This window comes from Azospirillum sp. B510 (assembly GCF_000010725.1).
Taxonomy (GTDB): domain Bacteria; phylum Pseudomonadota; class Alphaproteobacteria; order Azospirillales; family Azospirillaceae; genus Azospirillum; species Azospirillum lipoferum_B.
Map to the genome: position 1 here is coordinate 951,865 of NC_013854.1, position 11,473 is coordinate 963,337.

Consider the following 11,473-nt stretch of genomic DNA (forward strand, 5'->3'; position numbering starts at 1 on the left):
GGCGATGATCTCCGGGTTCAGATGCGCGAAAGGCGCCCAGCGGGCGCCCTTCTCGCGGTGTCGGGGATTTTGTGGATCGTTACGCGGCGATCTTCAGCTTGCGGATCGCCTCGGGCTGACGGACACCGCCGCCGGTGCGCATCCGGCCGCGGAACACCACCAACCCGTCGTCGGCGCCGGTCGTGTAGTCGGTCATGAAGCTGACGGCGATGCGGTCCACGATGATGTAGCCGCGCTTGTAGTCGCCGAAGGCGATGGGGAAGGAGCCGGCCGCGACGTCGGGCATGTCCGGGCATTCGGCATAGGTGGCGCCGAGGATCGTGTTCGGCACCCCGTTCGCCAGACCGGGCAGCCAGAGAAAGTTGCCCTCGCCGTCCTTCAGCTTGCGCACCTTGCCCAGCGTCCGGCGGTTCAGCGTCCAGATGCCGTTGCGGGCATAGGCCGTCTTCAGGTCGTGGTACAGGTCGATCAGGCCGTCGCCGGTCAGGCCGGTGGCGTTGCCCGACACGGTGAAGGCGACATCCGGGTTGACGAGGATGCCTTCCGCCTGGTTGTTCGAGCCGGCCCCGCCGACCCACTCCTGCCCCTGCTTGACCGAGAACTGCTCGGACGACTCAGACCGCAGCTCGGCCAGCAGGTCATACCCGCTGTCCTCCAGCATCTGCTGGGAGATTTCGAACCGGGCGATCATCTCGGGCGCCAGGATCTCGATCATGCCGTACTCGGGGTCGCCCGTGTTGCCTCGACCGCCCTTCTCCCCGACGCGCGTTGCCCCGGCGGTGCCGGTGCGCTTCGGCTGCTTCCATGCCTCGACGCCGATGGTGCGGACGGTGGACAGGACGCGGGCGGGCGTCTGCTCCACCACGTCCTTCAGGATGTCCGCCTGGAGGTCAGGCGGCGCCAGCAGGTAGCCGGCGCCGGTGTCGTCGGACTTCACCAGCGCAGCCTTGCGCTTGTTCAGCAGATCCATGTCGTCGCGGCGGCGGTCGTTCACATGGGTGCGCATCACCCGGTCGAACGCCTCGCGGTGCTCGGTCGCCTCCTTGTCGCCCTTGGGGCTGCCAAGGCTGGCGCGGTTCATCGCCGCCTCGATGCGGTCCAGCTGCTCCTGCTGCGCCTTGGCGGTCTGCTCGGACAGGGTCAGCTTCTGGTTGAGCCCCTCGGCCCTGTCCATTGCCGCATTCAGGCGGGTCATCTTGTCTTCCAGCAGCGTGTCGCGCCGCTTTTCGTTCTCCTCGCTCGTGTCCTTGAACTCGGTCCAGGCGTTCATCAGGTCGTTGACGACCTTTTCGACGGCGTTGTCGGCCATGATGGCAATCCTCAGCGTGAAAGAGTTTTCAGGGTGTTGGTCGCCCGCGTGAGCGCCGCGACCGCGGCAGCCTGTCCGTCCTCGTCGCGAGGGGCCGGCGGGGGCTGGTGCTGGTCATCGTCGCGATGACCGGCGGAGAAGGCCCGAGCCATCGCGGCAACGCGCTTGGCCTGGGCATGCGAGAAGCCTTCCCCGTCGCGGAGAAGGCGCTCGAACTCACGGATCGCCGGGCCGCCCTCAGCGGCGTTCGGCATGAGGTCTTTCGGGGTGCGCTGGAACAGGGGCAGCATCGCCGACCGGGCGTGTGCGGCCTTCGCGTCCTTCTTGCCCTTGGCCGGCACCACCGTATCGGCGAACCCGGCATCCTTCGCCGCCTGGGCGCCGAACCACGTCTCGGCCGCCACCCAATCGACCAGGGCCTTCCGCTCCTGGCCGGTGCGCGCGGCATAGATGTCGACGATGCCGGACTCCAGCTGATCCAGGATGTCCGCTTCCTTGCGCATCACCTCGGCGTCGCCGATGGCGAAGCTCCACGGCTTGTGGATCATGACGTGAGCGCCTTCGGCGATGCGGATCTCGTCGCCGGCCATGGCGATCACGCTGGCGATGCTGGCCGCGATCCCGTCGATGTGGATCACGATGTTCGCCTTGTGGCGGGCGAGCGCCTGATAGATCGCCACCCCGTCGAAGACGACGCCGCCGGGGCTGTTGAGCCGGACGTTGATCGTGTCGACCGACAGGGCGTCGATCTCCTTGGCGAACTCCTCGGCCTGAATGCCGTCCCACCAGCCGCCGATGTCCCCATAGACGTAGATGTCGGCCTCGGTGGCGTCGGCAGTGGCGGAAACGCGGGCGTGCCCCGGTCCAAGCGCCATCGGCGCGCGGTTCATCGCTTGCCCGGCAGTCAGCAGGGCGGTGTCGATCAGCGGTTTCGGCATGGTCAGTCCTCGGGCTGGCCGTCCAGCTTGGACAGGACGGTGTTCAGGTTGTCGGAGGCGCCCCGGATCAGGCTCTCGTTCTCGCCGGACAGCACCCGGCCGGCGTTCTGCCGGGGCGGTGGGCCGGGCGGTGGTGGAGGCGCGGCGCCGCCTTCGTCCGGCTTGCTGGCGGCCTCCAGCGATCCGTCGTCGCGCACCCGCGCGTAGTTGCTGGGCACATAGTGGGCGTCGCCCCCCTTGAACCCGTCCATGTCCTCCATTCCGAGGATCTGGTTCGCGGTCAGGCCGGCAACCCCGAACATCTTGGCGTAGAAATCCGCCCGGTCCTTCGCCGCGCCGCGCAGCAGCTCCGTGTCGAAGAACTTGAAATACAGGCCCTGCCGCCGCTCCTCGGGGGTCAGCAGATCGCACGTCAGCGTCGTCCCGACTCGGCGGTGCCATGGACGGACGGTGTGGACGTTGTGGGCCAGGAACATCTGCTCCGAAGAGGCATAGGTCGCCGTCTTGTCGGCGATCCCGACCATGATCGGCAGAACACCCCACTGTCGGCAGATCAGCATGTCTTGATACAGCCGGGTCGCAAGGTGCTCCGCGTCCACCCCCGTCATATCCATAGGAATGAACTTGCCGTTGCTCCCTAAAACCAGCGGCTTGCCGCTGTTCTTCCCACCGGCGTAATGGGTCTTGATCCAATTCGTCAGGCGGTTGTGTTTCGTCTCGTCCAGATCGTCGGTAACGCTGTAGACCCCCGTCGTCTGGACGCCTTGGCCGAACCGCTTGGCGTGGGCATCCTGCGCCGCATCGGCCAGCCCGATCACCTCGCGGGCCAGTTTCACCATGTTGAGGCCGTTCCGCCCGTCCCAGCTCGGCCCGCGGATATGCAGGATCCGGTCGTTCGGCACCTCCTCGCCGTTCACCCGGTAGAGCGGTGATCGATCGTATGGATCGGAGCGCTTCTCGACGGACACCTCGCCGGCCTCGAAGGGGAACATTTCGTGGATGCGACCGCGGCCGACCCTGTTGATGAAGCCGAACCCGCCGCCCTGGAAGGCGGCATGCAGCATCAGCGTCTCGCGGAACTGCTGCGTGTTCATCCAGCTACACGGCTTGAACTGCATCAGGTCGTAGAGGGGATGGTCGACGGCCTCCGCCCGATTGCCGGTAACGGGGTCCTTCCGCATCAGCTTGCAGGGGACCGTGGACACGCCGTCCGCGATCAACAGGCCGCAGCGCAGCGAGGTCGGGGTCTCCAGCGCCGTCTGCCAGTTCACATGGACGCCGGCCGACGTCGGGCCACCCCCGACCAAATCGCGCCAGAACTCTTCCGCGAACGCCGCCGCGTTCCGCTGGGAAACCTCTTCGGCCGAAGCCGCCTTCGGCTGGGGGCGGAGGTGCGCGGTGATCCAGTTCATCATGCCCATGCGCCACCCCTATTCCTCGTCCGCATCGTCGAACTCGTCCGTGTCCCACACGGAGCGAGGTTTGGCCGGCTGGCCGACCGTGCTCGGCTTGAGCGCATTCACCACCGCGTCGACGCCGTCGATTTTGTTCGGCGACATCTCGGCTTCCTTCTTCGGCAGGATCGTTCCGTCCACCCGCCGGCTGACCACGGCGTTGGAGGCCATCCAGTTCATCACCGGGTTGTTGTCGTGCCGCAGCTTCGACGGCCCAGCCTTCACCCGCGCCTCCAGTTCCTTCGCCGGATCGGTGACGTTGGTGGCGTTCTTGTGCAGCACCTCGGCGAAAGCCTCGCCGCCGTCGTTCAGCCGGCTTGCCATCATCAGCGCCGCCGCGAACTGGTCGAAGATCGCCTTGCGGGCACCGTAGCGGCTGCGCCACTCGCGAACCGTCTTCTCCACCTCGGCGTGGTCGACCCAATCGCCGGGCGTCAGGATCAGGTGGCCCTGCTTCGCCCAGGTCCGGTATGGAGCCGGCCCCTTGCCCTCGGCATGGTCGGGATGCAGAAGCACCGCCTCCGGCAACCAGAACCGCGTCTTGATGAGCAGCCGCCCGGCCTTGTCGAATGCGATCAGCGCCAGGGCGGTGATGTCGTCCTTGTCGGCGAGGTCGCCGCCGATCCAGCACTCCAGCCCGTCGAAGTCCTTCCAATCGAGCGAGTCGTCGCCGCATGCCGACCACTGCGCCATGTTCAGCCAGGCCGAGGCGGCGTTGAGCCAGACGTTCAGGCGCTTGGTCTTGAACTCGCCCTCGCTGGCGGGGCTGGCCTTCGCCTCCTTCGAGTAGCGCCGCATGCTGTCCAGCGTCGGCGTGACGCCCAGCATCGGGTTCGCCTTGATCCACACCCGCTCGTCGAAGGGGTCGTCCCCCTCGTCCAGGGTGAAGATGATGCCGAAGTAGTGGTCGGCTTCAAACACCCCCTCCAGCACCTTGCAGACGAAGGTCCGCTGCTCGTAGCAGACGCCGGCCATGTTGTAGCCGGCGGTGGTGATCGCCCAGATCATCGGGTTCTTGCGGGCGCCGTCCGCAGACCGCACCACATCGTAAAGCGCCCGGTCCTTGTGGGCGTGAAGCTCGTCCAGAATGCCGACGTGCGGGTTATGTCCGTCCTGCGTCGACCCCTTGGCGTTGATCGTCTGGATATACCCGTCGTTCTCCGAGCAAGTGACCGACCGTGCCCAGGGCGTCACCCCATAGGCTTCCTGCAGGGCCGGCGTCCGCTCCACCATCTTCTTGGCCGGGTTGAAGACCTTGCGGGCCTGTTCGCCGGTCGTGGCGCCGATGATGATCTGCGGCCCGACCTCCCCCTCGCAGCACAGGCAGTACAGCGCCACCCCGGCGGTCAGCGTCGACTTCGCACCCTTGCGGGCCATCTCGATGTAGACGCTCGAAAAGCGCCGGTAGCCGTCAGCCTTCCGCCGCCACCCGAAGATCGCCGCCAGGATGAAAATCTGCGGCGGCTCCAGGGTGATCGTGCTGCTGTGCCATGTGCCTTCGACGTGCGGCAGCTTCTCGATGAAGTCGCACACGTCGTTGGCGTGCCAGACATCCCAGCGATAGGGCCAACCCTTCCGCTTCTTGTCGTCCAGGTGCCGCTTGCATGCCAGCCGCACCCACCGGCAGGCGACGATCCGCCGGGCCACCACATCGCGGGCGTAACGGTCGGCGATGCCGGCATAGTCGCGGGCGTGGCCGGTGCTGGACTCCTTATCGACGGGTTCCGATGCCGTTGCGCGCGAACGGGTTTGTCGTTTTGCCGCCATCGCCACCCACCTTCAGCCGGCTCTTCGCACCGAAGATCCCGAACTGTTCGGCCATCTTCCGGGCCTCCATCAGGTGCGCGGCAGGCGGGACGCCGCCCGAGCGCCACGCCTCCACGATGGCGCCCTGGAGGTTGCAGTATTGCGCGAACATCGTGCTGTCGCGCTCGGTCGCCAGCCGGCCGGTCGTTACCCGGCCGATGTCGTCGATCCAAACTTCCTCGCCGGCCGCGGTCAGCCAGTCCGGCTTCGACGGCAAGACGTCGGGTTCGATCACCTCCACCTTGCCCGCGTCGCGGCATGGCTGGATGGTCCCGCGGGCCGCCTTCGTCGACGGCAGCTCGGGCTTGGGTCCACGCTTCATCGGCGGCCTCGAATTTTCCAGGGGGCCGGAAATTTAAATCGCATGCGCAGAAATTTGGCCCCCCACCGGTTCCCCGGCCCCGCCCTGGTGGAGATTTCACCCCCTCCCCCCTACCCCCTGCGGATCAGCCGCGAACCCGCCCGAAAGCCTGATCCCGAGCCGTCCGTTTGCTGTGGTGGGGGTGGCACATGGAGCGGAGGTTCGACCATTCCAGCCGCAGGTCCGGGCGTTCCCTGACGCCCTGGATGTGGTCCACGTCCGTGGCTCGCTCCCCGCATCCGGTGACGCAGCACAAGGGGTGCGCCTTCAGGAACCGCGCCCTGAGCTTCCGCCAATCGCTGTCATAGCCACGGCTGGAGGCGGAGCCTCGCGCCTGATCGTGAGCCTTGCGCTTCTGCTGCGGTGTCTTCCAACCGGGGGAGCGGAACATCGGGGGGCGTGTGGGCATGCGGTTACTTCCTCCTCCAAGGCGATGTCGCCGCATCCAGTTCCTTCGCGGCGTTCTGGATGATCCGCAGCTCGCGCTCCACCACCTCCAGCAGCGGGTTCACGTCCGCCTGATCCTTCCGCTTCACCAGCGGGCCGACGGTGCCGAGCTTGGTCTCCGCGTCCTCCTTCCGCGCCACTGCGAGGCAGTAGGTGGCAAGGATCGGCAGGTTGAACGGCGTGAGCCGCTGACCCAGAGCTGCGGCCATCTCCTGCCACACGGCGCTTGCCCGGCTGTTCGCTGCGACGCTGGCCGGAATGGGATGGGCAACCTGCGCCACTGCCGCGCCCGTGGTTTTCCCTGTGGTGCGTTTCGCCATGGTTCCGCCCCCGCTGTAGCCGGCCAAGCGCTTCAGGCCGCTGTCCGGGCTTCTGTCGCGCCGACGCGGCCTTCCCGTTCAGCCGTGGTGGTGGGGGCTGGCGCCGGCGCAGCGAAACCGCCCACGGCACCCACGGCAAGGCACCCGTCGGTAACGCCCCGCAACAGGGGCCGAACGAACCGGGAGGCGTCGGCGTACCCTTCGGCGACGGCTTGCCGCTCCACCGCGTCCGCCACATCGGCGATGCTCTGGGAAAGGGGCTTGCCTCTCATGATCACGCCACTTCCTTGCGCTCGGTGAGGACGGCGTGGGTGAGGCTGCGGAGGTCTTCGGCCACAGCCCGCACGTCTTCGGCCACGCCTTCCACGGTGCGGGCGATGGTCGCCATCGAGGCCGCCGTCTCCGCCTGGGATTGCGCCGTGAGTTCCAGCGCCTTCACCACGGTCCCCGCATCCGGGCCGGGGATCGGTCGGCGGGTCCAGACCAGCAGCCCGAACACCACGGTCAGGGCGGCGATGGCGGCAAGCTGGGCGGTTGGGGAAAGCCCGGCAATGTGGGTCAGCGTGGAGCCGACATCGGGCAGGGGGATGTTTTCCATGGGCGGCGTCCTTCGGGGCGGGTTCTGTGGGGTGAAAGGGGTAGGGGTTAGATCTCTCTCTCCCTCTCCCTCTCTCTTGGATGCAGTCACAAAGTCTGTGACAGACATTGCGACAGCCGTTGCGGCATGCCCTGTGTCAGGGGTTGTGACCGGGTGTGTCGCGCGTCAGCGACACATGCGGCGGTTGGCCGGAAAATCTCTCCGAGGTAGCGATTTTCCCTCTCGCTCCTCCGCCGCGCTCTCCGTAGGGTGCAACCAAGGCGAGCGAACAAGCCGCCACGAATTGAACCCCTGATAGCGAACCAAGGAGAAAGCCATGACCGCCACGTTCACCAGCAAGACCGCCGCTTCCAAGGCCGCCCGTGCTGCCGGTTTCGAGGATGGCACCTTCACCACGGTCCAGACCGAGGGCGGTTGGACCTACCAGGGCACCGAGACTCCCCCCACGCTGGCGCTGGTGCCGCCCGCTGGCGAGCAGGGCACCGAGCAGCCGCCGCAGGACGACACCGCGACCGGCGGGCAGGCCGACGAGCAGCCCACCCCCGCGCCGCAGGGTGACGCGCTGAAGGCGGCGCCCAAGGTGACCTTCACCGGCTCGGCCTTCCCCACGGTGGACCACGCCATCGCCTGGGCGAAGTGCGACGGGTTCGCGAAGAACCGCATCAAGGTGGAGCCGGTGCTGGGCGGGTTCCTGTTCCGCCCCTTGGCGGAGGGGGAGAAATACGAGGCCGCCGGCTCCGCCCCGCGCGCGGCGGGCTCCGGTCCCGCCTTTCCCGCCCCCGGAACGAAAAAGCGAATCCTGATCGACATGGTGTGCCGCGAGGGTGGCACGACCATGAAGGAACTGGAGGATGCTGTCGGTTGGAAAAAGTGCAGCGGCACCCTCAACGAGTTGGATGAGACCTTCGGCCTCGAACTCGAATACCGGAAGAAGGGCAAGGAAGGTCGCTATTACGGCACCTTCCCGGCGGCCTACGCCCCGGCCAGCGCTGAACCGGAACAGGCTGCCGCTTGACGCCACACCCACGGCACCACGCGAAGGGGCGGGCTTTCCCGCCCCTTTCTGCTGTCCTGATATTCCGTCCAGAAACAGGACGCTTTTTCTGTTGCGCTGTATCCAAAAACTGGATATAAATTCTTCATTCACAACGGGGGCGACGATGGGCAAGCTGCTGACGGGTTCAAACTGGTTTCTGGAGGTGCGCATTCGGGAGCATTTCCCCTGCCACTTCCATGTGATCGGCAAGGACTTCGAGGCGCAGATCGACGTCGAGACCTTGGAACCCATCGTCGGCACCATGCCCCGCGCCGTGGCGAAGGAGGTTCGGAAATGGGCTGAGGAGAACCGCCAAACGGTCGTCGCCGAATGGAACAAGTGCAACCCGGCGCGCCACTACACCCTCAAGACGAAGGAGGAACCCAATGAATAACCCGCCCCGGATCGAAACGGTGTCCATGAAGGGCACCGTCCTAACCGTCGGATGGCAGGACGGCACCGTCGATGACATCGACATCGCCGGTTGGCTTGCAACCCCGGCTCCGCCGGAGGCCGACATCCTGAACGATCCTGCCGTGCTGGCGAACCCGCACGTCGCCCATTGGGGAACCGTGGTGGCGTGGGACGAGTCCGGGGATGTCGGCATCGACCACCACCACCTCCGGCTTATCGCCGCAGAGCAAAAGCCCTTCGGCCCGTCAGAGCTTTCGGTGTGGCAGTCGAGCTTGAACCTGTCCAACCAAGGCGCGGCCGCTCTGCTGGGCGTGGGGGTCAGCACCTTCCACACCTACAAGAACGGCTCCACCACGATCCCGCCGTCCATCAAGATCGCCTGCCGAGCGATTGCGAAGGACCCGGTTCTGTTCGAGGCGCACTATAAGCCCACCCCGAAGCGAGGGAGGCCGCGCAAGGCGGCATAGCCCACCCGCATCACCGAGCAACCCGATTTCGTCGGGTTGCCGCACCGAGCCGCGTTCCTCCGGGGACGCGGCCTTTCGGCGTCTGCGCTTCCCTGATGCGTGGGAATTGTCAGTCTTGAGGCCAAGGGGCGGAACCGAGAGCATCGGCAATGCGCGAGGCTTCCCGCGCCAGCAATTCCACAGCACCCATGCGGGTGGTCGCGTCGTTCAATCCGAGCTTGCGCAGAGCTTGCGCGGTTTCGAGTTGCGCGTCTGCGAGCCGGGTGATCGCATAGGCGACCGCAAATGCCCCATCGCGGGAGGCGCGGTCTTCAATGGCCGCCTCGATCTTCTCGTTCTTCATGCGCATAACCTCCCTTGAGGACGGGGGCTCTCGTTCGTTCGCGCAAGAGGCCCCCGTAGGTCTACGAAACGAAAATCAGACCCCCGGACCCCTCCCGTAGGTCTACGAAACCTTCGCGGCATCCCCACCGGCGGCCAGCGCCTGGACCAGACCGTTCAGCGGGGCGCGCGGCTCGAACTCCGTCCCACGGCCGACTCCGTAGACCGGCCGGAACCGGCAGGCGGGATAGGCCATGGAGAGGCACACCAGCGTTTCGCCGGATCCGGTCGGAACATCGAAGGTGCCGGCCGGCAGATCGCCCAGGTCGGCCCGCAGCGCCTCCGCCACCGAGGCCATGACCGGGAAGGCCAGATGACCGCTTGTCGCGTCGAACAGGTGCGGCCACGCCCGCGCGATCTCCGGCGCCGTCCACCAGCGCCCGGCCGACAGATCACCGCCGGGCGCGATCTCGACCACGAAGAGGCCCGCCTCCTTCAGCGCCCGGCTGGCGTTGCCGCAGGAGAAGCACACGACACCCGGCAGGCCCGCCTCGCGGACATGCTGGGCGATCACCGCGGCGCGGAGCGCCTTACGGTGCGGGATCGTCAGGGGCGACATCGCCCACCTCAATCTCCTGCGGGAACTCCGCCTTGATCCGCCCCGGGTCTCCACCGAAGAAGCACAACACGTTCTGGTGACCGCGTCCGAGCTTTCGGGAGGCGGTGAACTGCCGGCCGGCTCGGAGCGCCAGGCTACCGATCGGTGTCGCCAGCACAGCCTCGTTGTAGAAGCCGAGGCCGGCGTCGAGGAAACAGGCGATGTTGTCGCCGAGGAAGTTGCGGTAGAAGCCCCGCTCGTCCCGGACATCGCCGATCTTCACCACGGCGAAGCGGTTGGGCTTCAGCCGGCCGCACGCCTGTCGGAAGATGTCCCGATACCAGCTGATGAAGCGGTCGTAACTTTCGAACGCCGAGCCGTCCTTCTCGCCCTTGGAGTAAATCTCCAGATCGTAATAGGGCGGGCTGGTGAACACCAGATCGTAGAGGCGGCCGGCGGGCAACAGGCTGTCGATCTTGGCGCTGTCGCCTTCGATCCACACCGGCTCATGCCGAACCTGCGCCAGCCGTTCGGGCGGCAGCCTGTCGCGAACCTTCAGCCACTGCGCCCGGTTCGCCTGCACCTGTTCGCCGCGCAGTTCCACGCCGGTATAGGCATAGCCCAGCGTCGCGGCGATGACGCCCTTGGTGGCCTCCCCACCGAACGGATCCAGGATGGCCGCACCAGCGCCGGGGGTGAACCACCGGAACACCAGCTCGGCCAGCACCGGGTCGAAGGCTGAGCCGCCCACGGCGCTTCCACGCCGCATCCAGTCGGTGGCGACGTTGGTGTCGGGGAGGTGTTCCCGCCCTTCCTCCGCATGCACGCCAAGCGCGGTCCAGGCGGCCTTGCGGTCGCGCCAGTAGCCTTGCTTGGCGTCCAGAACGGTGAAGGGCGGCACGCCGAACCGCTCCACCAGCGACTTGCCGCTCGCCCCCGCCTTCGTGTCAGCGCCGGCCCCATCGGCGCAGAGCGCTTCAAGGTCCGCCGCGTCGAAGCCGATGGCGTCCATGTCGACACCGAGGCCCTGTAGGTCTGCCAGTTCTGCGCCCAGCAGCGCGTCGTCCCACCGGCCGAGTTCGGACAGGCGGTTGTCGGCGATGACGTAGGCGCGTCGCTGTTCTGCCGAAAGGTGGGCCAGCGCCACCGTGGGGGCGGTCGCGGCGTCGGGATGGTTCGGGATGGACAGGCCGCGGTCTCGCACCAGCTTGGCCGCCGTCCAGGTGCCATGCCCGGCCACCAGCGTGCCATCGTCGCCGATCAGCAGCGGCCGGGTCCACCCGAACTCGGTCAGGCTGGCGACCAGCCGTTCGATCTGTTCGGGGGAATGCGTCTTCGGGTTCCGGTCGTAGGGCTTCAGCCCTTCGAGCGGAAGGTAATCAATCCTGATCCCAGGCTTCACAG

The 11,473-nt window shown here is 66.9% G+C and carries 13 protein-coding genes; 3 read left to right on the forward strand and 10 right to left on the reverse strand.

The genetic code is table 11. The features are described 5' to 3' along the window. Positions 1-79: 79 nt before the first annotated feature. The 7 genes from AZL_RS04425 to AZL_RS04465 all read right to left on the reverse strand — a co-directional run bounded on the left by AZL_RS04425 (position 80) and on the right by AZL_RS04465 (position 7,233). Positions 80-1,309, reverse strand: coding sequence for a phage major capsid protein (locus tag AZL_RS04425; protein ID WP_012973463.1), 1,230 nt, complete (start codon positions 1,307-1,309; stop codon positions 80-82). A gap of 11 nt (positions 1,310-1,320) precedes the next feature. Next, positions 1,321-2,247 carry a head maturation protease, ClpP-related gene (locus AZL_RS33260; protein ID WP_052293624.1) on the reverse strand — a complete coding sequence of 309 codons (927 nt, stop codon included), beginning with the start codon at positions 2,245-2,247 and terminating at the stop codon, positions 1,321-1,323. Between the two features lie 2 nt (positions 2,248-2,249). Continuing rightward, on the reverse strand, positions 2,250-3,668 hold the full coding sequence (locus tag AZL_RS04435; protein ID WP_012973465.1) for a phage portal protein: 1,419 nt from the start codon (positions 3,666-3,668) through the stop codon (positions 2,250-2,252). Positions 3,669-3,677: 9 nt separating this feature from the next. Continuing rightward, the gene (locus AZL_RS04440; RefSeq protein ID WP_148219193.1) at positions 3,678-5,468 is read right to left on the reverse strand and encodes a terminase large subunit; all 1,791 of its coding nucleotides are present in this window, start codon (positions 5,466-5,468) and stop codon (positions 3,678-3,680) included. After that, positions 5,413-5,829, reverse strand: a complete 417-nt coding sequence (locus AZL_RS04445; protein ID WP_042442528.1) for a hypothetical protein — start codon at positions 5,827-5,829, stop codon at positions 5,413-5,415. The genes AZL_RS04440 and AZL_RS04445 overlap by 56 nt, the downstream gene beginning before the upstream one ends. 452 nt (positions 5,830-6,281) lie before the next feature. Further along, entirely contained in the window at positions 6,282-6,635 is a 354-nt protein-coding gene (locus AZL_RS04455; protein WP_148219194.1) for a P27 family phage terminase small subunit, read from the reverse strand. A gap of 274 nt (positions 6,636-6,909) precedes the next feature. Then, the gene (locus AZL_RS04465) at positions 6,910-7,233 is read right to left on the reverse strand and encodes a hypothetical protein (protein ID WP_042442532.1); all 324 of its coding nucleotides are present in this window, start codon (positions 7,231-7,233) and stop codon (positions 6,910-6,912) included. Positions 7,234-7,549: 316 nt separating this feature from the next. On the opposite strand from AZL_RS04465, the gene AZL_RS33265 reads away from it, so the two are divergent. From AZL_RS33265 to AZL_RS04480, 3 genes are all read left to right on the forward strand, one after another. After that, positions 7,550-8,248, forward strand: a complete 699-nt coding sequence (locus AZL_RS33265; protein ID WP_012973469.1) for a DUF3489 domain-containing protein — start codon at positions 7,550-7,552, stop codon at positions 8,246-8,248. Positions 8,249-8,393: 145 nt separating this feature from the next. Then, positions 8,394-8,663: a DUF4160 domain-containing protein gene (locus tag AZL_RS36220; protein WP_042442533.1), complete on the forward strand. Its 270-nt coding sequence runs from the start codon at positions 8,394-8,396 to the stop codon at positions 8,661-8,663. Positions 8,664-8,688: 25 nt separating this feature from the next. Further along, on the forward strand, positions 8,689-9,150 hold the full coding sequence (locus AZL_RS04480; protein ID WP_148219196.1) for a hypothetical protein: 462 nt from the start codon (positions 8,689-8,691) through the stop codon (positions 9,148-9,150). Positions 9,151-9,259: 109 nt separating this feature from the next. On the opposite strand, the gene AZL_RS04485 is transcribed toward AZL_RS04480, so the two are convergent. The 3 genes from AZL_RS04485 to AZL_RS04495 all read right to left on the reverse strand — a co-directional run bounded on the left by AZL_RS04485 (position 9,260) and on the right by AZL_RS04495 (position 11,471). Further along, a complete protein-coding gene (locus AZL_RS04485) occupies positions 9,260-9,493 on the reverse strand; it encodes a hypothetical protein (protein WP_148219197.1) in 234 nt (77 codons plus the stop codon). A 102-nt stretch (positions 9,494-9,595) separates the two neighbouring features. Beyond that, positions 9,596-10,090 (reverse strand): hypothetical protein, encoded by a 495-nt coding sequence (locus AZL_RS04490; RefSeq protein WP_012973472.1) that lies wholly within the window; start codon positions 10,088-10,090, stop codon positions 9,596-9,598. After that, positions 10,062-11,471, reverse strand: coding sequence for a site-specific DNA-methyltransferase (locus AZL_RS04495; protein ID WP_012973473.1), 1,410 nt, complete (start codon positions 11,469-11,471; stop codon positions 10,062-10,064). Before AZL_RS04495 ends, AZL_RS04490 begins: the two co-directional genes overlap by 29 nt. Positions 11,472-11,473: the final 2 nt, after the last annotated feature.